This window comes from Bacillus sp. OTU530, assembly GCF_038440375.1.
Genome location: NZ_JASATP010000009.1, coordinates 15,929 through 41,728 on the forward strand (window position 1 = coordinate 15,929; position 25,800 = coordinate 41,728).

General features: G+C 36.9%; 24 protein-coding genes and 1 pseudogene. 17 read left to right on the top strand and 8 right to left on the bottom strand.

Annotated elements, in window-relative coordinates:
* Window positions 1–7: 7 nt before the first annotated feature.
* The 4 genes and pseudogenes from AAHB12_RS31715 to AAHB12_RS09000 form a co-directional block, all read left to right on the top strand.
* Window positions 8–277, top strand: a pseudogene (locus AAHB12_RS31715) (SMI1/KNR4 family protein); the annotation flags it as partial.
* A 390-nt stretch (window positions 278–667) separates the two neighbouring features.
* Window positions 668–1,666: a DUF3231 family protein gene (locus tag AAHB12_RS08990; protein ID WP_342045049.1), complete on the top strand. Its 999-nt coding sequence runs from the start codon at window positions 668–670 to the stop codon at window positions 1,664–1,666.
* Between the two features lie 218 nt (window positions 1,667–1,884).
* A complete protein-coding gene (locus tag AAHB12_RS31720; RefSeq protein WP_129730436.1) occupies window positions 1,885–2,202 on the top strand; it encodes a sigma factor in 318 nt (105 codons plus the stop codon).
* A 177-nt stretch (window positions 2,203–2,379) separates the two neighbouring features.
* On the top strand, window positions 2,380–3,177 hold the full coding sequence (locus AAHB12_RS09000; RefSeq protein WP_342045050.1) for an HAD family hydrolase: 798 nt from the start codon (window positions 2,380–2,382) through the stop codon (window positions 3,175–3,177).
* A 569-nt stretch (window positions 3,178–3,746) separates the two neighbouring features.
* Here AAHB12_RS09000 and AAHB12_RS09005 read toward each other — a convergent pair.
* Window positions 3,747–4,220: a CBO0543 family protein gene (locus tag AAHB12_RS09005; RefSeq protein ID WP_342045051.1), complete on the bottom strand. Its 474-nt coding sequence runs from the start codon at window positions 4,218–4,220 to the stop codon at window positions 3,747–3,749.
* Complete coding sequence (locus AAHB12_RS09010; RefSeq protein ID WP_342045052.1) at window positions 4,210–4,704, bottom strand: CBO0543 family protein; 495 nt, start codon at window positions 4,702–4,704, stop codon at window positions 4,210–4,212. Before AAHB12_RS09010 ends, AAHB12_RS09005 begins: the two co-directional genes overlap by 11 nt.
* Window positions 4,705–4,910: 206 nt before the next feature.
* Between AAHB12_RS09010 and AAHB12_RS09015 the strand changes: the two genes are divergently transcribed.
* The 5 genes from AAHB12_RS09015 (at window position 4,911) to AAHB12_RS09035 (ending at window position 8,522) form a co-directional block, all read left to right on the top strand.
* Entirely contained in the window at window positions 4,911–5,318 is a 408-nt protein-coding gene (locus AAHB12_RS09015; protein WP_129730428.1) for an NUDIX hydrolase, read from the top strand.
* 259 nt (window positions 5,319–5,577) lie between these two features.
* Window positions 5,578–5,937 (top strand): hypothetical protein, encoded by a 360-nt coding sequence (locus AAHB12_RS09020; protein WP_342045053.1) that lies wholly within the window; start codon window positions 5,578–5,580, stop codon window positions 5,935–5,937.
* Window positions 5,928–6,503 carry a hypothetical protein gene (locus AAHB12_RS09025; protein WP_342045054.1) on the top strand — a complete coding sequence of 192 codons (576 nt, stop codon included), beginning with the start codon at window positions 5,928–5,930 and terminating at the stop codon, window positions 6,501–6,503. The genes AAHB12_RS09020 and AAHB12_RS09025 overlap by 10 nt, the downstream gene beginning before the upstream one ends.
* A 52-nt stretch (window positions 6,504–6,555) precedes the next feature.
* Window positions 6,556–6,972, top strand: coding sequence for a hypothetical protein (locus tag AAHB12_RS09030; RefSeq protein WP_342045055.1), 417 nt, complete (start codon window positions 6,556–6,558; stop codon window positions 6,970–6,972).
* A 362-nt stretch (window positions 6,973–7,334) separates the two neighbouring features.
* Window positions 7,335–8,522: a styrene monooxygenase/indole monooxygenase family protein gene (locus tag AAHB12_RS09035; protein WP_342045056.1), complete on the top strand. Its 1,188-nt coding sequence runs from the start codon at window positions 7,335–7,337 to the stop codon at window positions 8,520–8,522.
* A gap of 560 nt (window positions 8,523–9,082) precedes the next feature.
* Here the strand turns inward: AAHB12_RS09035 and AAHB12_RS09040 are convergent.
* The gene (locus tag AAHB12_RS09040; RefSeq protein ID WP_342045139.1) at window positions 9,083–10,315 is read right to left on the bottom strand and encodes a cytochrome P450; all 1,233 of its coding nucleotides are present in this window, start codon (window positions 10,313–10,315) and stop codon (window positions 9,083–9,085) included.
* 396 nt (window positions 10,316–10,711) lie between these two features.
* Here AAHB12_RS09040 and AAHB12_RS09045 point away from each other — a divergent pair, with 396 nt between their 5' ends.
* On the top strand, window positions 10,712–11,311 hold the full coding sequence (locus tag AAHB12_RS09045; protein ID WP_342045057.1) for a TetR/AcrR family transcriptional regulator: 600 nt from the start codon (window positions 10,712–10,714) through the stop codon (window positions 11,309–11,311).
* Between the two features lie 1,129 nt (window positions 11,312–12,440).
* Here AAHB12_RS09045 and AAHB12_RS09050 read toward each other — a convergent pair.
* The 4 genes from AAHB12_RS09050 to AAHB12_RS09065 all read right to left on the bottom strand — a co-directional run bounded on the left by AAHB12_RS09050 (window position 12,441) and on the right by AAHB12_RS09065 (window position 16,110).
* Window positions 12,441–12,710, bottom strand: a complete 270-nt coding sequence (locus tag AAHB12_RS09050) for a hypothetical protein (RefSeq protein WP_342045058.1) — start codon at window positions 12,708–12,710, stop codon at window positions 12,441–12,443.
* Between the two features lie 420 nt (window positions 12,711–13,130).
* Window positions 13,131–14,045, bottom strand: coding sequence for an ABC transporter substrate-binding protein (locus AAHB12_RS09055; protein ID WP_342045059.1), 915 nt, complete (start codon window positions 14,043–14,045; stop codon window positions 13,131–13,133).
* A gap of 22 nt (window positions 14,046–14,067) precedes the next feature.
* Window positions 14,068–15,084 carry a FecCD family ABC transporter permease gene (locus AAHB12_RS09060; protein WP_446715531.1) on the bottom strand — a complete coding sequence of 339 codons (1,017 nt, stop codon included), beginning with the start codon at window positions 15,082–15,084 and terminating at the stop codon, window positions 14,068–14,070.
* Entirely contained in the window at window positions 15,085–16,110 is a 1,026-nt protein-coding gene (locus tag AAHB12_RS09065; protein WP_446715533.1) for a FecCD family ABC transporter permease, read from the bottom strand. It lies immediately after the preceding gene.
* A gap of 349 nt (window positions 16,111–16,459) precedes the next feature.
* Here AAHB12_RS09065 and AAHB12_RS09070 point away from each other — a divergent pair, with 349 nt between their 5' ends.
* Window positions 16,460–17,332 (top strand): AraC family transcriptional regulator, encoded by an 873-nt coding sequence (locus tag AAHB12_RS09070; protein ID WP_342045060.1) that lies wholly within the window; start codon window positions 16,460–16,462, stop codon window positions 17,330–17,332.
* A 204-nt stretch (window positions 17,333–17,536) separates the two neighbouring features.
* On the opposite strand, the gene AAHB12_RS09075 is transcribed toward AAHB12_RS09070, so the two are convergent.
* Window positions 17,537–18,412: a LysR family transcriptional regulator gene (locus AAHB12_RS09075; RefSeq protein ID WP_342045061.1), complete on the bottom strand. Its 876-nt coding sequence runs from the start codon at window positions 18,410–18,412 to the stop codon at window positions 17,537–17,539.
* A gap of 684 nt (window positions 18,413–19,096) precedes the next feature.
* Here AAHB12_RS09075 and iscB point away from each other — a divergent pair.
* From iscB to pckA, 6 genes are all read left to right on the top strand, one after another.
* On the top strand, window positions 19,097–20,434 hold the full coding sequence (iscB, locus tag AAHB12_RS09080) for an RNA-guided endonuclease IscB (protein WP_342045062.1): 1,338 nt from the start codon (window positions 19,097–19,099) through the stop codon (window positions 20,432–20,434).
* Between the two features lie 109 nt (window positions 20,435–20,543).
* The gene (locus AAHB12_RS09085; protein WP_129732131.1) at window positions 20,544–20,780 is read left to right on the top strand and encodes a DUF2798 domain-containing protein; all 237 of its coding nucleotides are present in this window, start codon (window positions 20,544–20,546) and stop codon (window positions 20,778–20,780) included.
* A 299-nt stretch (window positions 20,781–21,079) separates the two neighbouring features.
* Window positions 21,080–21,418, top strand: coding sequence for an ArsR/SmtB family transcription factor (locus AAHB12_RS09090; RefSeq protein ID WP_129732129.1), 339 nt, complete (start codon window positions 21,080–21,082; stop codon window positions 21,416–21,418).
* Window positions 21,419–21,438: 20 nt separating this feature from the next.
* Window positions 21,439–21,948, top strand: a complete 510-nt coding sequence (locus AAHB12_RS09095; protein WP_342045063.1) for an SRPBCC domain-containing protein — start codon at window positions 21,439–21,441, stop codon at window positions 21,946–21,948.
* A 703-nt stretch (window positions 21,949–22,651) separates the two neighbouring features.
* The gene (locus AAHB12_RS09100) at window positions 22,652–23,680 is read left to right on the top strand and encodes a glyceraldehyde-3-phosphate dehydrogenase (RefSeq protein WP_342045064.1); all 1,029 of its coding nucleotides are present in this window, start codon (window positions 22,652–22,654) and stop codon (window positions 23,678–23,680) included.
* A gap of 61 nt (window positions 23,681–23,741) precedes the next feature.
* Window positions 23,742–25,331: a phosphoenolpyruvate carboxykinase (ATP) gene (gene pckA, locus AAHB12_RS09105; RefSeq protein ID WP_342045065.1), complete on the top strand. Its 1,590-nt coding sequence runs from the start codon at window positions 23,742–23,744 to the stop codon at window positions 25,329–25,331.
* Window positions 25,332–25,800 lie beyond the last annotated feature (469 nt).

Genomic DNA, 25,800 nt, shown 5'->3' on the forward strand with positions numbered 1-25,800 from the left:
ACTTCCTAGCATTGAGCCTATTCATTTTGAGGAAAACGATTTGAGCATACTATCATTAAAAGAGTTATTAGAGGCTACAAGTCTTCCAAAAGAGTTTATTGTACTGTGGACTGATTGTCATTTCTGGGTGGTGTTCGGTTATCGAAATCGAAAAGATAACCCACCAGTAATATATATATCCGAAAACTTTTTAGCTTCAACCCACAATACCACTGAATGGGAGTATTTCAAGATAGCAGATTCCTTTGATGATTTTTTAAAGCAATTATTTCGTTAACCTCATACTTCTGAGACTTGAATCTTATATCAACAAGTAGCCCTGAAAGGTCTTTCTACTTAGAAAGGCTTTTTTACACTGTAGGAAAGTATAAATTGCCAGCTAGAAGTGAATTCGACGTAGTCGGAAATTTTAGGAATACAGTATAAGTGCAACTACGCCTCTGTCTTCGCCCAAGAGCAGGGCTCGCCAGTCGGCGAGTTTTCTTTATTTTGCCGACAGAGAAGCTCCAGACGAATCGTTCGCATGTCTAAAACTTATCAATTTTGGATTTCCTCTTTAGAAAATGATATAAACAAGCTAAGCCTTTTTTAGCTTAATTGCGTTCATACATAATATTTGGAAAACGGATGACAATAAACTTAAATTACGACATCCTAAGGTGAAAAAATGAATCAAAACAACGATAGATTAACCTCATCAGAAATTGCGAATTTATGGACTCATTATATACGTGAGACTATGGGGATCTGCATGAGCAAGTACATGTTAAAGATCGTTCAAGATCCTGAGATACATAAAATTTTTCAAACTGCTCATGAGCTTTCTGAAAAGCATATAAACAAATTGAAGGAGTGGTTTCATCAAGAAAACTTTCCAGTACCTAAAGGGTTTAGTGAAGAAGATGTTAATTTGGATGCGCCCCCTTTATTTACTGATCTTTTTTGCTTAAATTATATTCACATTATGACTATGCATGGAGGACAGGCTTACAGCTTGGCATTGACTGTTTCGATTCGTCAAGACATTAGAGATTTTTATTACCAATGTAATATTGACAGTATGAACTTATATAACCAATCAATTGAGATTCTCATGGCAAAAAAACTTTTCGATAAACCACCACTCTATTCAACACCAGACAAAATTCATTTCATCAACACTCTTGATTATGTGACTGATGTGTTTGGTAACCATAGAACCATGAATGCTATTGAATGTGGTAATGTATATTTTAATTTGAAAAAAAGTTTGCTCACCAAAGGGTGTCTTATTGCCTTTAAACAAGTATGTACAGATAAAGGAGTAAATAAGTTTTTAGAAAAATGTATTAATGTAGCGAATAAACATATTGGGACATTTACAACATTATTACTTAAAGAAGACCTTCATTTACCTCATACGTTTGAATCAGAAATAACGAACTCAAATGTTGCACCCTTTTCTGATAAACTTATGTTGTTTCATTCAGGCTTTTTATTTGCTGCCGCAATATCTTATTACGGTTCTGCTGCGATTGCTAGTATGAGAGCAGATATTGCACTACAATGTGAAAAAGCAATTTTAGATGATTTACTGGTTTACGGTAGTTTCGGTAAATTAATTATTAAAAAAAATTGGATGGAGCAACCCCCTAATGCGGATGATAGGAAAATCATAAATAAATGAATATTGAGTTATAATGTAACTTCCGCTTTTTGATTTTATGTTAACCAGCTCTAGAATAGGAGCTGGTTTTTCCTTTCTTGGCATAAGAACAGTAAGGACCTCTCTTCCAACAACTATTTTAATGCTTCATATTTTGTTATTGGGACTTCTAACAAAAAATCGAACGATATTTTCCTTTCTAACCAATATATAGTATAAAGCACAAGGAGGGATCATTGGTGAAGAACCAAAATGAATATGACCAGCTCATTCAGCTCACTTTATCAGGTAAGAAAGAGGCATATGGTGAGCTGTATGAAAGAACAATTCAAGATGTTTATAAAACTGTCCATTTTCTCATAGAAGAACGGACAGATGTAGATGATTTGGTTCAGGATATTTATATCGAGGTATACCAATCCCTAAATCAATTTGACAGGAATAAACCATTACCTGTTGAAGTGGGGAGACTCCCTAAAGAGCTGCAAGGGGAATTTCAACAAGCAAGAGATTTTATAGACTATGTAAATAACAAACAGCAAGCAGTAAAGGAATAAGAATATATGTTTCAGAAATAGCTATCACAAAAACCAGTTAATGGCATAACATTTTTATCTTGCAGAGAACTGTCTTTTGCTTCCCGATAAACTTCATTCAATCTATACACTGAGTTTACGGTGATTTAATATTCAGATGATAGGATTGATTTAACAACGAATGAGGAGGCAGTAAAAATGAATGTGCGTGCAATATTTATTGATATGGATGGTACATTACTAAAAGCCTCAAACTACATTTCCCGCCGAAATATGGAAGCCATTTATAGGCTCATTAATCAGGGAGTCAAAGTTTTTCTAGCCACTGGTCGACACTATGAAGTAACCGCTCCCTACCATAAAGAAATTGGATTACAAACTCCGATGATCTGTTTGAATGGTGCCGCTATTCACGATGCAGAGACAGGAAGAGTTATGCAAATGAAAACCGTCCGATTGAACGAAGAACGATTTCACCATCTGACCGCTGAAAGTTCTTGTAATGTTATTATTCATACAGCAAACGGGCTTTATTGTAAGGAAACAAATGAAGAAATCGATTATTGGACAAAAGTGGGACAAGTTCCGCCACGGTATATTGGAGATTTAAGACAGGCAAATTATCAAGATGTTCTTAAATATAGTGTTCGAACAGGTGCACCACGTCCTGAATTATCTGCTTTGTTTGAAAAGGAAGCAGAAGTCATCGATTGGAATGACGGGTTTGAGATGGTTGCTCCAAATGTGTCCAAATGGTCTGGTATAAAAAGCCTACTTACCGAATTTCGAATTAGTCCAAATGAAGTCGTAGCCATTGGAGACGGACCCAATGATATAGAGATGCTTCGCCATGTCGGTATTGGTGTGGCAATGGGGAATGCTAGCGAAAAGGTTAAAGCAGCGGCTAATTTTGTTACAGGACACCACGAAAATGATGGACTAGCTGAGTTTATAGAACGTTATCTTCTTAAATCGTATGAATCATATGTGATTTAGGTTTTTTTATAATATCAACTGCTTCAACATTACTAATTACTTCTAATTTTTAATGTTCGCACACTTAATGCAATCACAAAATAGCTTCTATGTAGCTTTAGTAAAAAAGCACTCCTTCTTATTGTAGATAAGTCCTCGTTTACTTTAAGGGCATTACTTCACAAAAATTTAATCAAAAACGTTGATTTAACACTATAGCACCATTTCATTTTTGGTCATGGAACATCAGCTGCTGCAGTTGGTTGAACAACTTCGAGAAAGGAGCGTAGGCTCCTTTTTTATTTTATCGGTATACCGGTAAGAAGATCCTTCTTTCTTAGTAAAACCCCATTTTAAAATAATGGCAACAAATAAAACACAATTATTATAATTTGTTTTTTTATACTTTTATTATAATGATATCCAGCACAAAAACAGTTTTATGGTCCGAGAATGAGAGAAACCCGGTGTTGGCGCGGGTGCCCCAGGGAATCCACTTCCGAATAATGTGGGATTATGTTAACTTCTCATGTATACGATATACATTGTTCCTTGTTCATCAAACGTTACAGGATAGTGGTAATAGCATGTTAGTCCTTATTTAAATCTAACTTAAAGAACCATTTATAAAATATCCAAGCTAAAAATAATGTTGCATAAACGGAAAGCCATGTATAATACCATTCCCAATTAACATACGTAATAAGATTTGTATATTTTTCAATACATATTTCAGGTACGGTTAATCCAGTAGAAAACAAACTTACATATAAAAACTTTTTCAACTTTGACTTGGATTTTGGATAATAGATACAAAAAAAGATTGTAATGACGGGGTATTGAAAAAATTCATATAAAAAGCTGGTGCCGTTTACTTCTGCTAGTTCCCGAACAGGATATTCTAATAATTTCAAACCAACTGCAACAATCCCTAAAAACCATGTAATAGCTTGTTGAAATAAGAAGATTATGCTGGCATTCCTTAATTTTTCTTTTGGTATAAATGCTAAAGAAATCAAAGTAGACGCATATAGAATATATAAAATCAATTGGTCAACCTTCAATTGTTTCAAACCTTTCATAGTCGGGAGAGTTCATAAACCACAAAATATATTTACGGCATAACCATAATTCGATAATAAAATTAAAAAAGCTCCGTATAAGGCTTTCAATATTACTATTTACAATGTTACTGATTGTCCCTAACAAGAGCATAGCTGATAAAATGCAGCCCACCCAAAACAAGTAATGTAACAAACGTTTGATAAAGTGTGCTTCTTTTGGAAATCTAAGTTGGAATAGAACAGCAAAAAAAGGGAAAACTAAATATTCCATAGTCCAATTAATTTTAGTCGCATTTCCGAAAATCCTAAATGGAGGTTCGTATAAGCCAAAATAAATAAGGAAAATACTTAACAACCACGTTAACATCTGAAAAAATAACAGGGTAGCAATTGCTTCTCTAAGTCGATTTCGAGGGATGATTTTCCAAAGAACAAAAGGTAATATTATCCATAATAAGAGTATCAAATATAAATCTGAATTCATATTGGTTCCCCCTTTTTTGAACTAGTTTGTGATATAGCAGAAAAAAATATCCAATTTGTGAAATGTTGAGTAAGAAATGAAAAACTTTTAACTTCCGCTTTCGTTTGTTATGTCAACTATAAAACAAAAACTCATCATACATAGTCTATTCTCTTTAAAAAATAAATTAAATAAACTATTTAGTTCTAAGGAAGGGAGATCAAGATATGCCTTCACCAAAACATAGTATTTCAGCAGCTGCTATCGTTTTAAATGAGAAAGGGGAAATTTTGTTAATTAAAGGGCCTCGCAGAGGGTGGGAGATGCCAGGTGGACAAGTTGAAGAAGGGGAATCATTAAAAGATGCAGCAATTAGAGAAACAAAAGAAGAATGTGGCCTAGATATCATGATTACTAAGTTTTGTGGAGTGTTTCAAAATGTAGAGAGGTCTAAATGTAAGACATTATTTCTAGGTAAACCTATTGGTGGAGAATTAATAACCACACCAGAAAGCTTAGAATCTGGATTTTTCCCACTTGAAAAAGCACTACAGATGGTTACGTGGAAAAATTTTAAACAAAGAATTGAATACTGTTTAGACGAAAGATATCACCCTTTTTACATTGAGTTTTAATAGGCACTTATAGAACTTCCGTGTTCGAAAATCATGTAAACAAGCAATGTCCTCCAGCTAAGTGACCTGGAAGGCTTTTTTTTATAGGATTCTAGATACATTGATTCCCGATAATGCAGGATTATATAAACATGACATGTATAAGATATACATTGTTCACTGTTCAAGTAACGGGACAGAAGGTTTAACTTAGATTTTACAGATAATGAGATTTATATCGTATCACGGACAATAATAAGAACTTTTAGGAGTGATTTTATTGAAAACATTTGAGGCCTTAGAATGGCTTGAAAATAATAATAACCCCTCAGCATTAGCAACAGATAGGTTTGGCGAAACCATTCATGCAATCAAATTTGTTGAAAAACTATATGAACTTGAGGCGCTTAGAGTATGTGTTATTGGTATTCTAGATGAACCAGAACGAGTAGAGGAGGAGGGTGGATCATACGCTTCTTCTCTTTTTATAGAGTTACCGCAAGACAACAAAAAACGTAATCAGATTTTAGAATTCTATAAAAAAGAAATGAAGGACCATGGAATCGAAGAAGGAGAAGGTATTTTGGAATGGAATGAAAGTAAACTGCACGAAGGAAAACTGATTTTCGGTTGGAGTTAGTTTTGCTCCTACTCTCCCATAATGCTCCTTTAGAACGGGAAGGAACTTGCTGTTTAAGGAAAAGGATGAGGTGCAGAGAGATGTATTCTTGGAGAATAACGAAATACAATCCAGCCAAGAGAAACGAGAGTGGGCATTATACTGATTTGGATGAATGGACGTGCTTTTCTGAAATCGGAAAAAAGCTAACCATGGACGAATACTTGGATATTGAAAAAAGATATATTGATGCAATTATGATAGTTATGGACGAAATGAATATAGATAGCCTTTTTATAGAGAGCTTAGAACTATATCCTGAAGAGATAACAGTTCAGGATGCAAGGGAGTTCATATCAAAATTATGGGTAGGAAAAAAGATAAATAAATTAGAGATACAAGGTATTGCACAATTAACATTACGAAATGCAGTGTGGTGTAAATTAAGGTTGAGGAACCGATTTTTTGTTCATTTTGGTTATGACTATTATATGTTTATAGGTGTGTCTGACAGTTGTTCGAAAGCTTTGGAAAAGATAAAATCCATAGGCTTATATGTGGAGGATTATGATTCACCATATCTATAAACAGCTTTCTATATTGCAAATTATGATAATTAACTGTGTAGGGGAGGAACAAATGAAAGATTCATGGGAAGGATTACTGGACATATTAGAATTAAGTCAAGATGTAAGAGTGAAGGCAGAATTAAATGTATTACTGGAATTCCCTTTAGGATACCCAAAGAAACAGCTGTTGCTAAAATTATATGGGTCAGATGATTATTTTAGTATTGTCTGGTTCAAGCAATCGGCACATAATCCTAATATTTCTTATCTGAATAAAAAAGTGGTTAGTAAAAATGAGACAAAGTTTATTGAGAATATATGGTTAACATTAGCAGGGAATTATATTTTGTTTTTACCAAAATCATTCGATAGTAATAAAATTGGAAGCGGAGATGAGGAAGAACTTATCGGAAAAATACTAAGTACATATGGTCAATTGTTTTTAAAAACACCCGACGGAAATGAAATATTACTTATAACATGTTAACTTCCGCTTTCGAATCTTACGTCAGCCAGTCTAGTCATAGGGATGGGTTTTTACTCGTAAATAGAAGCATTTTTCACATAAAAAAGCCGGCTCACGTTTTTATGTTCATGAATCGGCTAGTGAATGTTATGATAAGAAGAAGTCATTATGATTTACTCCTTGTTTTTGATAACCTAAATTAAGCAACTTGTTTACAACCAAGTCCGGGCCTTTCCGTATGTCTCCATTACTTTTCCGTACTCTTCCATTGCTGAAGCGACTAAATTTAAAAGTTTTTTCATTTGAATTACCTCCTTAATGTATTGATTAATGGTAAAATTTACAATAGAATCTGAAAGAAAGATTTCAAGAAAAATAGGGGAGTGAGAGGTTTGAAAAGGCGTATCTGTATTGTAGGTAGTGGTACAGCAGGACTACAACTGGCTTATGCTCTTAAGGAAGAATTTGATGTAACAGTTATTCACCATCGCTCATTAGAGCAAATCAGAAATGGACGAGTCAGGTCTACTCAGGTTCACTTTGGAACAACAAGAATGAATGAAAATCGCTTTGCTATGCCAAAATGGGATGAACAAACTCTTATCGAAAGTATCCATATTAGTATTGGAGATCAAAAGCTATTTACGGGAATGCTGAAGGAACCAGCATTATCCGTTGATCAACGTTTATATTTCTCACGTTGCATGGAGGATCTTGCAGAGAAAGGGGTCTCTTTTCAGTTAAAAAAGGTAGTTAGAGAAGATATAGAAGCATTAACAGATGAATTTGATTTAATCATTGATTGTACTGGAAAATCAGGACCTCTTATGTCATTTCCTATTGAGGAAGAGTTATCTCCTTTTCAAACACCTCAGAGAAAATGTATCGTTGGTTACTTTTTAGGCATAAAACCAAATACTCCTCAGGGAATAGGCGTAACGGTTCTTCCTGAACTAGGTGAAATGTTTGAAATACCTGCTATAACAGAACATGGCCCTGTTACTATCTTATTTATTATGTCAATCCCAAACAGTGACTTAGACGTATTTCAAGGAATAAGAAAAGCAGAAGAGTTTACTCTCAAAATGAGAACCACTACACAGAAATTTTTTCCTGAAATTCACAAGCGAATAGAGGAAAGAAAGTTTGCTTTATGTGACGAACATGGCTTTCTTCAAACTGCTGTTACACCGGTTATTCGAAAACCATATCTTACCGTTAAAAATAAGTTAGTAGTTGGATGTGGGGATAGCGTATTTCTAAATGATCCTATTACCGGCCAAGGATGTAATCTGTCTTCTTATTGTGCAGAAAAATTGTATGAAACTCTTATTGAATGTAAGGATTCGGCATGGAATATACAGGTAGGGGAGTCCTATTGGAGTCGAACGAAACAGTTCGTAAAAGAGGTAACAGAATGGACAAACGCCATGACTTTACCATTACCTGAACATATTATTCAATTGTTACTTCAGGGTGCCCAGTCCCAAACCAAAGCGAATGACATTGCCGAATGGTTCGCTGATCCAAGAAAAGCCTATCAAGCTTTCTCTCTTACAACAACAATTTAGAAGGTATAACTCGCCCGTAAAAGCTTGATAAGCTCAACTAATCATCAGTGGGGGATGAAGGATTCCCCCACTAAGTAATTATTTACAATAGTGATGATTGATAATGAGGGAAGGGAAATTAGGATGCTTGCAAACAGAGTTAGAGAATTACAGGTACGATTTAAGAGGGCATAGCAAGAAAAGAGGATTATTCCTCATCAGTAACACTGGTGTTGAAATTTCACTTCCTGAACTTATTAACAAAACAATTTAACAGAGATAACGAGATGACTCAAAATAAAAAAAACAGTAAAATTAATATTGATAATATAAATTGAGTTAAATATATTAAATAGATGTTTAAAATTTCACTTACCGTAATTATTGTATAAAAACACAACAAAATTAAATAAGGAATAGTGTTTACTTGAAGGACCATATTAAGGCCAAGAATTGCAAATTTGCTGTTAGTAAGAGTAACTAATAAAACATTATTTTTAAAAGAAATAATAAAAAAGAGAACAATAGACGTAATCTAGAGTTCTCAAATTCATTAACATATCTGATTGATTTTTAAATCCTTACTTATAAACCTTCATTGGTAGATAAGTTAAGGACTGTCCCGTAGCTGAAGCAGTTAAATTTCTTTCTAATTGAAATTCTTCTACTGGTTCGATACGAGAAAACTTTTGTACGAATACCTCTAGTGCAATTTTCATTTCTAATCGTGCAAGAGGTGCACCCAAACAGAAGTGTGGACCATTTCCGAATGTTAAATGCTTTTTATTATTCGGACGACGGATGTCTATAGAGAAAGGATTATCAAACATATTTTCATCCATATTAGATGCACTCATCCACGCAATGACAACATCTCCTTTTTTCAACTGAGTGCCTAATAAATTATTGTCTTGTTTAACAGTACGATCCCTTCTTGACATATGAAAACGATATCGGAGCATTTCTTCGACTGCGTTTGGCACTAATTCCACATGATTTCTTAGTTCTCCATATAACGATTGATCATCATAGAGCAATGAATAGAAAGTATTGGCTATCGCATGGCTTGTTGTTTCAACCCCTGCGCCTAAAAGCAGCATTGTAGTTTGGACAATCTCCTCATCTGTAAATCTCTGACCTTCTACTTCAGCTCGAATTAAATCAGAAATAATATCATCGGAAAGGCTCAAACGTTTTTGAACGACAATTGGGTAAAGATATTGGAAATACTCTTTGGCAGCATTTTGTTTTGCTAGCTCAATGTCTTCCAGCCTTTCTTTGTCATAAGGTTGGAAAAGGATATCAACCCACTTTTTGAATTGATACCTATCTTGTACTGGTACCCCAAATAAATCCGTTATGACTAGACTAGGCAATGGGCCAGCTAAGGCTTCAACAATATTAACAATAGAGTTTTCTTGTATGGCTTCCACAAGTTCGGTTGCAATCTGTTGAATACGCGGTTCCCAGTTTTTTAAACTGCGGGGAGTGAAAGCTGCAGCTAACAAGGAACGTGCCTTTCGGTGCTGAGGTGGATCTAAGAGTGTAATATTCATAATAGGTGAAGTTTTTTCATGCTTGTTCTTAGCTCCAACAAAAATTGTTGTTCTAGGGCCCTCACTTGAAAAGAATTCATAGTTGCTTAACACCTGTTTAACATCTTCATATTTAAACACATTCCATGTATTCGTTTTTTCATGAAAATAAACAGGATGATTGTGAAGCATTTCTTTATACCAATTAATAGGAAAAAATTCTTCTGCACGTGATTGAAAATTAGTGATTTCATTCATTGGGATTACTTCTTTATTCATCATACTCTCATTCCTCCCTCAAAATAGATATATACAACCTACTTTGTATTGTCCTCTACTTTCGTCTTAAGCCCCTTTGGTAAATATTCTTGTTTTGATAATAGTCTTATTTAGATTATCATCTGAATTTTCCTCGGAGATTTGTTCCACACGTTTAATAAACCTTCACTGCCGGCTCGGTTGAAACCGTATATGGATTTATTTTACAATATGTAAGATAATTAACACTGTATAAAACAGATTATAGTTAGGGATTACTACTCTTGCAATTTACAATAAAACGAAAAATGTAAATTAGTTTGCATTAAACCTAATTGTGTTAATTAGTTAGAGAATACAGTACATTCTTGAAGAAATTGTATATTTTTATACCAAAGAGAAAGGAAAAGGGACATAATGGATAATTACAAGGGTCATATAGACCCCCGAATTCTTCGTACACGACATTTAATAAAAGAGGCTTTTGTTGATTTATTACAGGAAATGGATATTGAGAAAATGTCTGTTAGCCGTATAGCAGAGCGCGCTACAATTAGCCGTGTTACGTTTTACCTCCATTATCGGGATATGCCAGATATGTTAGAAAAGATGGCTGATGATATGATTGAAGATATTCAGCGCGCCGTGAACAGTCAGCCTGTGAACGAGGATTCCACCGACGATACGGATTTGGTAATGCTAGTGCGGTTGCTTGAGCATATTGCTGAACACGCTAAATTTTATAAGGTGATATTAGGTTCGAAGAGGGTACCTATCTTTACTGAACGCTTGTTAAATATGCTAACTGAAACGATAAATATAAGGTTAGAGGTTTTGGGGAATGATTCTTTCTTTTATAAAGCAGGAATTCAAAAAGAGATAGCTATTTGGCACGGATCTTCAGCTTTGATCGGCACTATAGTTTCTTGGCTGCGAAACGACATGCCCTACACACCTCATTTTCTCGCAAAACAGCACTACTTGCTCTATCATTATCAGGATAAAAGTTATAATTAACTAGATGTGGATGCTGGTGCTGGGTATATAGCTAAGGCTAAAGGGCATATCAATTGGGGTATAGCCTCAGGAACGATTGGTTGGTACTAATCTGCGAAGAAATTTTGTGTCCTTCAGCAAAATGAGATTTAGAAATCATAGCTCTGATAATCCATATATATTTTGTCTTGCTGTATAATCGGGCGCAATTGTTGAATACTTAAATCCCAATTTCTTATTTATATCACTGAGAGATTGGGATTTTTAATACTGAAATATCCTTAATGTTATAAAGTTGCATTTTGCTAGTGATACCCCGGATTTACTATGTTAGAGGTAACATGCCTGTTGTTAATTCACAAAACTCTAATACTACCAAATGGAAACAAATGTATCAGAAGGAAAATCGCCTATTTATTCTGCCATAAATCCAGTTATTCCTGGTTCAAAAAACTTACCAAAAGTTATTGCTATGCACGAAACTAGAAGTTTTTTATCTTCTTTCGAAGACGTGTGCCCACAGGATTGCACACTAGGGGACCGTTCTCGATCAGTCAATAAGGGCTATTCTTGTTCCTTATTACATTAATAAAGAAACTCAACTGAGATGACTCAAAATGAAAAGTAGTAAAATTAATATTGATAATGTAAATTTGAGTTAGATATATTAAACAGGATTTTAAAATTTCAATCACTGTATTTATATTAAAATTAAAAACATAACAAAAACTAAAGTAAGCAACACTCTAGTAGGCTTCTTTAGTCTTTTTCTTGATAAAGACTTACAATCCTTAGTCTCCCAAATAGAAGTCGTACTCTACATAGTATCAGTCACGAGTAAACTACAAGACAAAAAAGACATCGGAAACTTGGTACAGTAGGGGTAGCTGTGTTTCAGAAGGATAAATTAGTAGGGTGGTTGTTAAATCACTAAGAGGGACAGGACGAGGACTATTTATTGTGGTTTCGAAATGAACTGAAAACTTTCCTAACATTTTGAGTTATTATCTATTTTTTTGACAAAGGTCTTTGATCCTTTTTTGTTAGAAGAAGCCAGCTCTACAGGGTCTTGATTTAGTAACCTTCGAGCTAGCCTCTTTATTTATGTTTGACTAAGGACATGAGCGATATTGGCAGTCTGGTACAGCTCTCACGAAGGCGTTTCTTCATGTACATCAGGGTTGTCATGCGGCGGATGGGCGCCAGGGTATTTTCGGTCAGTCTCTTCGTGGGCATTTTTATCTGGGTAGTTAAATGCGCTATATGTTCTTTGATCCTCTTCCCAAGGAGTCGATTTTCCAAGCTCCTCATTGATTGGAGAACCGTAAGGACCTTCAGGCAGCTCTTCAGGAATGATATATCGGTGTCTTGCTTCAACAGTGGAAAAATCGGTATATTCCTTATTCGTTTTTTTAGGCAACAAAACCGCCCCCTTCAAGTGATATTTTAGAATATAGTTGTGCTCCCTTTTAATATGCTCAAAAAGACGATAAATCACCTAAAATGTCTGTTTTTTGTTCCACTGTAAGAAAGGATAAATTTCCAGCTAGACGCGACTTCGACGTAGTCGGAAATTTTAGGACTACGCCTCTGTCTTCGCCTAGGAGCAGGGCTCGCCAGTCGGCGAGTTTTCTTTATACTTTAAGAAATTTTAGAAATACAGTATAAGGGCAACTACACCTCTGTCTTCGCCCGGGGGGCAGGGCTCGCCAATCGGTGAGTTTTCTTTATAAAAGCCTATGGAATCTTTGTTCCATAGGCTTTACCATTGCAAGTTTTATGATACTATCAGAGGTGTTCATTAGATATGGTGAAAAATCTGAAAGTATTTTTCTGTTATTTATTTGGAAAAGATTTCTTTGGCCTGATCCATTGCCATTTTATTTCCTAATGCTGAATAGTCAAGCCATGGCTGATCTGAAATTACGTAAACATGGTTGCCTTTAACTGCTTTTAGCCCTTTCCAAAGAGGGGACTCTTCTAACTGTTTAAAAGCTGTTTGCGCTTCATCGTCGCTATTGACAACAACAAATATAGCATCAGCATCAAAATCGGGAAGAATTTCTTGAGAAATCACTTCGTAAGGCTGATTTGAGTCAAGCTCCTCAATGCCTTTAGCTGGTTTTAAGCCTAAATCTTCGAATAAAATTGGACCCATTGGACGCTTTGTACTAAATACTCGTAACTCTTTTGCTGTAACACGGATGGCCATTACTTTACTATCTTCACCAAGTTTATTCTTAATTAAGGTTTTCACTTCTTGTGATTGTTTTTCGTAATCTTTAATAAATTGCTCTGCTTGCGGTTCGCGGTCAACTAGTTTACCTATCGCTTTTAAATGATCTCTCCATGTCCCTTTATTAAGGTCAAATACTTCAGTGGGTGCAATTTTTTCATATTTTGATACATCTTGTCCAGCGAATTCCTCATCAAGGTAGATTACAGAAGGATGTAATTCAATCAATGCTTCCATGTCGGGATCCTTAACAGGTCCAAGTTTTTTCGTATCTTTCAATTGATCCTTTACGTGAGGAAGAAAGTCTTTCAGATCTCCGCCAATGACGGAACCAATGGGCTTGATGCCTAAGGCAAGTAAATCATTTGTTAAGTGAATAGAGAGGGATGCGATTTTAGTTTCTTTATTATCGCTTTTTCCTTCACTAGTCGACTTAGCTTCATTTGAAGCGGTTTGTCCGCAAGCTGACAATACAAGTAACAATAGAATACTGAATAAAATGGTAAGTTGCTTTTTCATGATTTTCTCCTTGTTGAAAAACTTATTTTGTTTTAGTTAGTAAGTAAAGAAAATAAGGGGCTCCTATGGCTGCAACGATTACACCCGCTGGAATAGCATTGGGCTGGAAAATAGAACGGCCCACTGTATCTGCAAGTACTAAAATCACCATCCCTATGAGTCCTGCGACTGGGAGAAAACCTTGGTACATAGGACCGACGAGACGACGTGCAAGATGCGGAGCAACTAGACCAATAAACCCAATGCCACCTACCATTGCTACACTTGCACAGGATAAACCAACAGCGGTTGCCATCATTAGCAGGCGCTGACTTTGAACGGAAGTACCAAGGCCGGCTGCCACTTCATCACCTAAGGATAAGGCATTTAAAGTCCTAGACTGAAACCAAGCAAAAGGTGCCAATACAAGAATCCAAGGAAAAAGTGCAGTGACATGTATCCAATCTCTTCCCCAAACATTTCCCACTAGCCATCTTGAAGCAAATGTGTAAGTTTCTTCATTAAGACGAAGGGATAAGAAAAGCGTAACTGCACTAAAACCGGCTGAAACAGCAATGCCTGTGAGAATAAGCCGGATAGGCAGTAAACCCTTGGTACGCTCATACGTAAGTAAAATAATAATGAAAGCCGTTAATAAACCGCCTAAAAAAGTAAATAACGGGATCAGAATGGCTGCATATTCATCTAAAGAATGAAAATATGTGACAAAAATAATCAGACCAAAGGCTGCACCCGAATGTAACCCTAAGATTCCTGGGTCTGCCAAAGGGTTACGGGATAATCCTTGTAATATCGCTCCAGAAATCCCCAGACCGATCCCGCCCAACATAGTAATCAGGATTCGAGGCATACGGTATTCATACAACACTAAAGAGCTTGTATAATCACCGTAACCAAAAAGAGTTTGGATCACTTGTAATGGAGCAATTTGAAAAGACCCCGTATTCAAACTGATTAATACGATACCAATACTAATCAGAATTAAGATAAGGGAAACAGTATAGGTTCTCTCGTTGTCTTTATTGACTTGGTATTTCACCTATAAATCCCTCCCAGTTTTACGAGCAATATAAAGAAAAAAAGGAACTCCTACGAGGGCTACCAATATACCAATTGCCAATTCACGAGGCGGGTTTATTGTTCTAGCTCCTAAATCAGCTATCATCAATAAGATTGAACCTAATAATGCTGACATTGGAATGATAAGTTTATAGTCTACCCCAACCAGCTTTCGAGAAATATGTGGAATAACTAACCCAATAAAACCTATTGATCCAACAGCTGAAACAGAAACTCCTGCCAAAATGACCGCAATGATAATAGAAAGTACTTTTATGAGAATTACGTTCATTCCAAGATTTCGTGCAATATCATCTCCTAAGGAAATAAGAGAAACAGAACGCCCCATCGCTATTGCCCAAATAATGGTGATGAGAATAACCGGAACCAACACCTTTAAATGATCCCACTTAATTCCCGCAACCCCTCCCGCGTACCAAAAAGCTAAGTCTTGGCTCAAATCAAAGTAAATCGCTACACCTGCACTAAGTGAATGTAGGAGTGCTGCTATTACTGCACCTGAAATAGTCAGCCGTATTGGTGTTATTCCACCTGGGGAAGAAGATCCGATGATAAAAATGAGTAAAGTACTAAGTACTGCTCCAATAAAAGAAAAAATCATCAGTAAAGAATACGGAATCCCTGGAAAAAAAGCAAAGCAAAGAGTTACAGTAAACATTGCTCCAGCATTAATTCCAAGAATCCCTGCATCAGCTAACGGATTACGGGTTACTCCTTGCATTAAACACCCCGCAACTGCAAAAGCTGCTCCGACGATTGCAGCACCTATCACCCGTGGAAGCCGCAGTTCATGGATAATCTGTTGCTCAGTTAATAGAGGATTATAATTAAAAATTGCTGACAAAACTGTATTGAAAGTAATTTCTTTTGCTCCAAGAGAAATAGCCAAAATTATGCATCCTAATACTCCAAAAATAGCAAAAATAAATAAAAACAGTATCAGAAAAGCATTTGAACGATCTTTCATGCACTTTTGAGAAGGGATATGTAACATCTTTAACTCAGCCTTTTTTCATAATTTATAATATTGATAATCATTATCATTTTGATATTATATTTCATAACTGTGTTTTGAAGCAATCTATTTTTTATGTAAAATTAAAAAAGGTTTTTAATACATACAAGTAAAACGCCCTTGAAGAAGCTAACTAAAACAGTCAATCTCTTAAAACTCACTTTGAAATATTGGCGATATTTCGTCAAGGAAAGAAGAAAAAGGGACATACGGAAGAACAGTTTAGTGGAGAAAGCATACATCCTGCATTATGGTGCACAAAATGTCGGGTGGAAAGCTTCGGCTCCTGTTATTCTATTGATATAAGGAGGGCATGACAGTGGATTTGCTTCAAAATATGAATAATGCAATGAAATTTATTGAGGAAAATCTTACGAATGACATTGATTTTAAGGAAGTAGCAAGACTTGCCTGTTGCTCGGAATATCACTTTAAAAGGATGTTTTCCTTTCTTGCGGGTATTACAATGTCTGAATATATACGCCGCAGGCGACTTACGCTTGCTGCTTTTGAGCTTAGAAATCATCAAGTAAAGGTCATTGACGTTGCGGTAAAGTACACATATAATTCGCCTGACTCGTTTACAAGAGCCTTTCAGAACCTACACGGTATCACACCTTCAGAGGCAAGAAATAATGGGAGCTCCCTTAAAGCCTATCCACCGATGACCTTCCAATTATCCATTCAAGGGGGCGATGAGATGAACTATCGAATCGAAGAAAAAGCAGCATTTCGTATTGTTGGAATTTACAAAAGAGTTCCGATCCTGTTTAAAGGGATTAATCCCGAGATTGCTTCTATGTGGAAAAGTTTAGATGAGAACAAAATATATGAGCTTAAAAAATTATCCAATACTGAGCCAATGGGGTTACTCAGTGCATCTGCGAATTTTTCTGAAGGCAGGATGGAGGAAAAAGGTGAGCTGGATCACTATATTGGCGTAGCAACAACGAAAGAGTGTCCCAATCATCTAACATCTCTTGAAGTGGCAGCATCTACATGGGCGGTATTTGAGGTAGTTGGACCGTTTCCTGATACACTGCAAAATGTATGGGGACGCATTTATTCTGAATGGTTTCCATCCTCGAACTATGAACAAACAAAAGGACCAGAAATCCTTTGGAATGAAAATAAGGATATTACTTCACCAACTTTTAAAAGCGAAATATGGATTCCGGTTTTGAAAAAGTAAGAATAGCCGCAAAATGGATTTAACTATGGATACTCATGTTGAATAGGCCAACTTTTGTTTTCGAGAAGTATGTGAATATAATGAGAGCCCTCCAGATCAGCTTAGCTAGAGGGCTCTCATTATAGGCTTCTAGATACATTGACTCCCAATGTTAACATTTTACTGTAGCTCTTTATTTTTTTATACAGCAAGTTTCATTAGATTTCATACAGGTTCATTTTTACTATACCTTTCAATGATAAAATCAATAAAATATCTACTTGCTATCGGCAATACTCTTTTATCCTTATATGTCAGACTAATTGTCCGAACAATAGCTGGGGAGATCGCTTTCGTGACAATAGTATACGGACATCTATTTAGGACAAGTTTCGGTAAAATAGAAATGCCAAGCCCTTGTTCGATCATGGACATAATCCAATACGCATCATGTACTCGGTATTGTATATTAGGTTCAAAGTTATTTTGTTTAAAAATAGTTAATGGTTCACTTATTTCTCCCTCATCTAAAAGTATGTAAGGTCCATTTGTTAATTCCTTCAATGGGACTTTACTGTGCGCAGCTAAAGGATGATCTACTGGCAATACGGCAAGCATTTCATCTTCTTGCAAGGGAGTGGTAGTTAGATTTGATACGGCTTTTGGATTTACAAAGCCAAAGTCTACGCTTCCTTCTTTAATCCAATTAGAGATATCCGTATAATTGCCTTGGTGTAATTCGAAATGAACAGCTGGGTACTGTTCCTTGAAATCTTTGATCAATCCGGGTAGCCAATGACATGCAACGCTAGAAAATGTGCCAATTCGAATAAGCCCACTTTGTAGTCCTTCCATCTCTTTGAGTTTTTCTATGAGCTCCCTATGTGAATTACAAATATTCTTAATATATGGCAAAAATTCCTCACCATCAGGTGTCAGTGTAATACCTTTTCGAGAGCGTAAAATAAGAGTGGTAGAAAGCTCTTCCTCTAATGAATGCACCATTTGGCTAATAGCGGATTGAGTATAGCCAAGTTCTTCAGCCGCTTTGGTAAAACTTCCTGTTTCTACGGCTTTGATAAAAGCATAATAAGAATTCACCCTCACTAGCTCCTTTGTATTAGGATTTCTAATAGTTTCATTATAAATATTCATTTTACTAATGTAAATGCAGGTGATACGATATAGCTACTGTTTTTGTGAATTGGGGCATCTTATGTTTTTATGAAACTTTCCATAGATACGGGATATGATTCAGCAATAATTTACAGCATGATGATTGGAAAGACTTGAAAAAGTTAACGGGGATATATCTGTTATTTCCATAAAATGAACATAGAGAAATGAGGCAACAAAAGAAACAAGGCTAAAGTGAGAAGGCTAAATGAAAAGATTTTGCTTTATGCTTTACTATGAGGTAGTAGAATTTGTTTTAATCTAATCCTCAGTGTAATAAATAAAATTAACCTTGGAATAGAGCGTGTAGTTAAAATTATTTGAGTCAACTACCCACCACTTAAACGTTAACACGTTTTTCCCATAAGGGGACTTCCGTTGGTCGAAAGTGGGGGCTTGTAAAAGCCTAGTTGTCTAGTCCCAGTCTCCGGTATATGGTGAGCCATAGCGAGTGACTACGTTGGGTAAGTCAATACGGCTTTGTGTGATTCCCAAGCACAATCTGTCGTTCAGGCTCTGTAACAGTTCTGAGAGGAGGAACGGTCAACCTGAGGCAAGAAGCTTATCCAACATGGACGAAGGGAAACAAACTCTAAGGAGGGACGAAACTTGCGAGTATTCGTCAGAAACTTACGAGGAGAGCCACTTACGCCTTGTTCGACTCGTAAGGCTAGAATTCTACTAAAAGAACAAAAAGCAATCATTGTAAGATATAACCCTTTTACAATTCAGTTATCATATCCAACTGGAGAAACAACACAAGAAACAAAATTAGGAATTGATTTAGGGGCAAAGCACATGAGAGCTGCCGTTGCATCCGATGAAAAGGTTCTTGGAAAAGCAGAAATAGAGCTACGTCAGGATGTAAAAAGCAACTTGGAAACAAAGAAAATCTATAGAAGAAGCAGAAGAAATCGTAAAACACGATACAGAAGGTCAAAATTCAGGTACAAAACAAAACGCGTGTATGTAGAAGGGAAAGGAAAAAAGAAAGGAGGATATCGTAAAATATCCATATCCTTCACTTTATCCCGTCCAAAGGGTTGGCTTCCACCTTCTATTCAGAGCAGAATACATAACACATTTCATTGGATAGATACCTTTTATTCATTCCTTCCAACATGTAAATTGCACATAGAAGTAGGAAAGTTTGACGTACAAAAGATGATGAATCCAGACATTCAGGGCAAGGAATATCAAGAAGGTGATACCTTTGGGTATTATGATGTACGATATTTTGTCTTTGCAAGAGACAACTACACTTGCCAAGTCTGCAAGAAAAAAGGCGGCATTTTACAAACGCACCATATCGTCTACAGAAGCCATGATGGTAGCAATGCAGCATCCAATTTGATTACGGTTTGCACAACTTGCCATACCCATGAGAATCATCAGGAAGGTAACATCCTTTGGAAGTGGATGGTTGAAAAGAAGAAAACCAAACGCTACAAAGAAGGACCCTTTATGAACATCTTTCGTAGAAGGGTATTTGATACGTACCCTGATGCTTACATTATATATGGCAGCATGACTACACCAAGAAGAAAAGAACTGCAACTCGAAAAAACACATTACAATGATGCCATTGCAATTACAGGGATAACCAACATCAAAGAAAATACAGCTCACGTTCTTTCCATCAAACAATTTAGGAAGAAAAAACGCTCTTTACATGAAGCAACCGCTAGAAAAGGCAGAAAAGAAAAAAATACACAATCCAAACGGAATGAAAAGAACACAAAAACAGTCGGTTCATGGTATTTGAATGATAAAGTTCGTGTGTTTGGACAAGTTGGCTGGATTAGTGGATTTAGTGGACAAACTTGTTATGTAAAAAACATACAAGGAGATTACATTACGGTTCCAGGCAAATCTTATAAACAGGTGAATTTGAGTCGTTTAGAATTGATTTGCCATAATAATAACTGGCAATTCTCAGTTTTGTAGGCTTGTGCCTACCGGAAATTCATCCCCCACCTACTCGTTGGGCTATGCCCTTCCCACTCCTTGAGGAGGGGGACTTCTTTCCGAAAAATCTGTTAAAAGGTGGAGAATAATGAATATTAATGCCAAATATAAAAATATTATTTTTGCATTTTTTATGGCTTTAAGTATGTCTCTTTTTGTTTCGTTTGTATTAGTCTCAATAAATTTTGGTTATAATCATACATTTTTTCATAACTGGTCAAAAATTTGGTCACAGGCTTTTATTTGTGCTTTCTTTGGCGCTTATTTTTTTCCAAGAGTAATCCAAAAAATAATGAGGAAAATTAAGTTCGTAGAAAAACCCTAGTAATGCAGAATGTTATTGCAGTGAGAGAAAAACCAAAAGATCATAAACAGTAGAGAATGAAAGTTATAAAATCCAAGGTGAACTTTAAAAGGGGTTAACAAGTATCTAGTAAGATGAATGTGTACGTGGGGGCGGAATACAGAGTAAACAAAGGGGGTGCTATGAGGCGCCCTGTATCGATTTCGTCTCTGTGCAGAACCTCTCTCGTTAATTTTATAGGGAGCAAAAATGGCGCTTGAATATTCCTTGACAGGAATATTCGTTTTGAGTTATATTTGGAGTGAAAGGAGAAAGCTTATATGGGTGTCAAAATCACAACAACTTTGAATGCACTTGCTGAGCCCAACCGACTAAACATTGTTGAGCTTTTGCGTAATGGTCCTCTTACTGTAGGGGAAATTGCTGAACAACTTAGTCTTCTCCAGCCACAAACTTCTAAACATCTCCGTGTACTTAGTGAAGCTGGATTCGTCGAGGTCCAAGCGATTGCTAATCGACGAATCTACAAGCTCCGGTCAGAGCCCTTCCAAGCACTGGATACTTGGCTTGAAACTTACCGCAGTGTTTGGGAGGAGAGACTAGACAATCTAGAGAATTATTTGCAGAAGCTACAATCCAAAGGGGACAAACAAAATTAAATATTTGGAGGGATTTTTTCATGCTAAACAAAATGATTTCCACGGTAGAGGGTCAGGAACTAATTCTGGAGCGTGTTTTTGATGCGCCGTGTGAGCTGGTATTCAAAGCATTCTCCGAGGCTGAGCATCTAAAGCACTGGTGGGGCCCTCGTGGATGGACGCTTACGGTTTGCAATATAGATTTTCGTCCAAGCGGCACTTGGCATTACTGCATGAAGTGCATTGATGAGAAACAAGGGGATTTTTACGGATACGAATCTTGGGGAAAAGCGGTATACCTGGAAATTGTAGAGGCAGAAAAAATCGTATATGTTGACTACTTCTCTGATGCTGAAGGCAATGAAGCGGAGAATATGCCTTCGAGCAAGAACACAATCACCTTTGTAGAGCATGAAGGCAAGACGAAGCTCGTCAGTCGGGCTCAATATGCTTCCACTGAAGCACTCAAGGCCGTCTTGGATATGGGAATGGAGCAAGGAATTACTGAAACTTGGGATCGTCTCGCTGAGCATTTGCAATCCCTTCAATAACAGCTTCATGATTGTTTAGAGAAAACTCGCCGATTGGCAAACTCCATCCTTGGACGAAGACAGAGGCGTAGTGTATCCCTGAAATTTCCCACTACGCCGAATTCACCTCAAGCTGGAATTGTATACTTTCCTGCAGTGTAAAAGGAATCTATCGACACTTCGCTAATAAAGTACGATTTAATCTAATAGAACTACGAGATCGTCAATTATATTATAATTATCTAATTCATTCTCATGTAAAAAAACACTGATATATATCCAGTGTTTTTTTACATGAAGAATAATCGGATTGAGTATTTTTATCATATAAAGAAATGGTAAGCAGCTATTTGGCTGCTTACTTTTTTTAATCACAAAAACCATTGCAAAAGTTACATAAGCTATGAATCTCCTCCAAAAACTACTAAGATAGGGTTACTAAAAAACAGGGGGATACATATTAAACTAACACAAGAAATGCAAACGCTTCCTTATGTGGGTATAAAGGAGACGACAGCTTGACTTTGTCAAAAAAAGAACTTCAAGTGGCATAGGGTACCTGCCATTCCTACCTGATTGGTAACATTTTTGAATGAAAATGCTCACTTTGAGTGAGTTATTAAAAAAAAATAAAATATTTAATGAATTTATTTTTAATTATGTTATACTATTTTCAGATCGAAAGAAAAATAGTATAACATAATAAAAGGTGGTATTTATTAATATGATCAATGTTGCTATTAACGGGTTTGGGCGTATTGGAAGAATGGTATTTCGTCAGGCAATCAAAGAAAGCTCATTTCAGGTGGTAGCCATTAATGCAAGCTATCCAGCAGAGACGTTAGCCCACCTGATTCAGTATGACACCGTACACGGGAAGTTTGACGGTACAATAGAGGTATTGCAAAATCACTTATTGGTGGATGGTAAGCTGGTTCAGCTTCTGAATCACCGTAATCCGCAGGAGCTTCCTTGGAAGGAACTCGGCGTAGATGTTGTGATTGAAGCAACAGGAAAATTTAATTCGAAAGAACAAGCAAGTCTCCACCTAGAGGCAGGGGCAAAGAAGGTCATTTTAACAGCTCCTGGTAAAAATGAAGATGTTACGATCGTAGTTGGTGTAAATGACAAGCAATTGGATCTGACAAAACATGATGTGATCTCAAATGCCTCCTGTACAACTAATTGTCTTGCTCCCGTCGTAAAGGTGTTAGATGAACAATTCGGCATTGAGAACGGCTTGATGACCACTGTACATGCATATACAAATGATCAGAATAACACCGATAATCCACATAAGGATTTACGTAGAGCTCGGGCTTGTGCACAATCGATTATTCCGACCACAACAGGTGCTGCTAAGGCATTAGCCAAGGTACTGCCACATTTGTCCGGCAAATTGCATGGGATGGCGCTACGCGTTCCGACTCCAAATGTATCGCTTGTAGACCTTGTAGTAGACGTAAAGTGTGATGTGACAGTGGAACAAGTGAATGATGCCCTCCATACTGCGGCGCAAGGATCGATGAAGGGGATTATAGAATTCTGCGATGCACCGCTTGTGTCTGTAGATTTTAATACAAATCCAAGTTCAGCCATTATTGATGGTTTATCAACAATCGTGATGGGAACCCGTAAGATCAAGGTTCTTGCTTGGTACGATAACGAGTGGGGCTATTCCTGCCGCGTAGTCGATCTTGTAAAGCTAGTAGCAGGTGAGTTGGCTGGCCGGAAACATATGCAACATATTTAAAGGGTTGACTCGATAACTATTGATAGAAATTTTTATAAAAAAGATAAAGGATGGTATAGATATGAGTACTGTGACTGCCCAAATAGAATTACATGAATTATTAAATAGAAGCAATGCACAGGTTCAATTAAGTGTTTCGCAGCTAATAGAAAAAGTATTAATGAGAGAAGAAGGAACATTAACTTCCACTGGTGCTGTTTCTGTTGCAACCGGTACATACACAGGTCGTTCTCCTAAAGATAAATTCATTGTAAAAGAAGCATCCACTGCAGATAAAATCGATTGGGGCCCTGTAAACCAACCGATTTCCCAACAGCATTTTGAACGTCTCTACACAAAGGTATTAGAATACTTACAAGAAAAAGAAGAACTCTTCGTATTTAAAGGTTTTGCTGGAGCGGATCCCAGCTGCCGTCTTCCTATTCAAGTGATCAATGAATATGCTTGGCATAACTTATTTGCCCACCAATTGTTTATTCGTCCGACAGAGGTGGAGCTCTCTAAACACGATGCACAATTTACAATCGTATCTGCCCCGACATTTAAAGCAGATCCAATTCTTGACGGCACAAATTCTGAAACGTTTATCATCGTTTCGTTTGAAAAGCGCATTGTACTGATCGGCGGTACTGAATATGCAGGTGAAATGAAGAAATCCATTTTCTCTGTGATGAACTACTTGTTGCCAGAACAAGACATTTTATCCATGCACTGTTCTGCAAATGTGGGTGAAGAGGGCGATGTAGCATTGTTCTTTGGCTTATCCGGAACAGGAAAGACAACGCTATCTGCAGATCCAGACCGCCAGCTAATCGGTGATGACGAGCATGGCTGGTCTGATGACGGTGTGTTTAATATTGAAGGCGGCTGCTACGCAAAATGTGTGAATCTATCTCGCGAGAAGGAGCCGCAAATCTTTGATGCGATTACATTCGGTTCTGTATTAGAAAATGTGAAGATTGACGAGAATACTAGACTTGCTAACTACGACGATATATCGCTAACTGAAAATACACGTGCCGCGTATCCCATTGACGCAATCGATAATATTATGCTTCCAAGCGTTGCCGGACATCCCAATACCATTGTGTTCTTAACAGCTGATGCGTTCGGCGTATTGCCTCCCATCAGCAAGTTATCCAAAGAGCAAGCCATGTACCATTTCTTAAGCGGTTACACGAGTAAGCTAGCCGGAACAGAGCGGGGGATTACTTCTCCACAAGTAACATTTTCGACATGCTTCGGTTCGCCATTCTTACCGCTTAACGCATCTCGTTATGCAGAAATGCTCGGAGAAAAAATTGAAAAACACAATGCAAACGTATTTTTAGTGAACACTGGCTGGACTGGTGGCGAATACGGCGTAGGTCAGCGTATGAATCTTTCCTACACACGCGCTATGGTAAAAGCAGCACTTAACGGTGAATTAGACAACGTGGAAACTGGAAAGGATGATATCTTCGGTCTGGAAATTCCGCTCCATGTTCCAGGTGTACCTGATGGTGTATTAATGCCAGAACAAACCTGGGCTGACAAAGAAGCTTATAAGGCCAAGGCATTAGATCTTGCCAGCAAGTTCAAAGAAAACTTCAAAAAGTTCACAGGCGTATCTGAAGAGATTGTTGAGCTCGGCGGACCTTTGAGCATATAAGCTGGACGGAAGCGACGAAGCTAATACAATAAAGCAAAAGAAAACATAGCAAGGAACTTTTTGTAAGCAGTCTATATAGACTGCTTACTTATTTTAGTTGCAAAGTACATTAATCAAATGTATTTGTTACACTGTAGCAACTACACCTTTGTCTTCGCCCACGGGCAGGAGGCACCAATCGGCGAGTTTTCTTTAAATTACAAAAGGTCTTAAAAAGTTACATATATATGAATCTTCAAGAAAAATCAACAACAGAAAAGCAATTAAAGAAGGTAACATCGAACAAAGGATTGATAGTGAAATTGACATCATACTAAGGATAATACTAAAGAGAGATTCAATTATTACATTGGGCAAACCAAAAGCCTTAACCTTTGTGAGAAGCTGAGTGCCTTGGTTTTTGTGTGTTTCTAGGGTTTTGTGGAGAGACTTCCCACTTCTTTACCGGCTTTAAATGGTTTATAATTAT

Coding starts and splice junctions, on each gene's coding strand:
- AAHB12_RS08990 (WP_342045049.1), top strand. CDS start 668: ATGAATCAAAACAACGATAGATTAACCTCATCAGAAATTGCGAATTTA.
- AAHB12_RS09055 (WP_342045059.1), bottom strand. CDS start 14,045: ATGAAAAAGCAACTTACCATTTTATTCAGTATTCTATTGTTACTTGTA.
- AAHB12_RS09100 (WP_342045064.1), top strand. CDS start 22,652: ATGATCAATGTTGCTATTAACGGGTTTGGGCGTATTGGAAGAATGGTA.
- AAHB12_RS09015 (WP_129730428.1), top strand. CDS start 4,911: ATGCCTTCACCAAAACATAGTATTTCAGCAGCTGCTATCGTTTTAAAT.
- AAHB12_RS09085 (WP_129732131.1), top strand. CDS start 20,544: ATGAATATTAATGCCAAATATAAAAATATTATTTTTGCATTTTTTATG.
- AAHB12_RS09040 (WP_342045139.1), bottom strand. CDS start 10,315: ATGAATAAAGAAGTAATCCCAATGAATGAAATCACTAATTTTCAATCA.
- AAHB12_RS09045 (WP_342045057.1), top strand. CDS start 10,712: ATGGATAATTACAAGGGTCATATAGACCCCCGAATTCTTCGTACACGA.
- AAHB12_RS09090 (WP_129732129.1), top strand. CDS start 21,080: ATGGGTGTCAAAATCACAACAACTTTGAATGCACTTGCTGAGCCCAAC.
- pckA (WP_342045065.1), top strand. CDS start 23,742: ATGAGTACTGTGACTGCCCAAATAGAATTACATGAATTATTAAATAGA.
- AAHB12_RS09030 (WP_342045055.1), top strand. CDS start 6,556: ATGAAAGATTCATGGGAAGGATTACTGGACATATTAGAATTAAGTCAA.
- AAHB12_RS09010 (WP_342045052.1), bottom strand. CDS start 4,704: ATGAATTCAGATTTATATTTGATACTCTTATTATGGATAATATTACCT.
- AAHB12_RS09000 (WP_342045050.1), top strand. CDS start 2,380: ATGAATGTGCGTGCAATATTTATTGATATGGATGGTACATTACTAAAA.
- AAHB12_RS09095 (WP_342045063.1), top strand. CDS start 21,439: ATGCTAAACAAAATGATTTCCACGGTAGAGGGTCAGGAACTAATTCTG.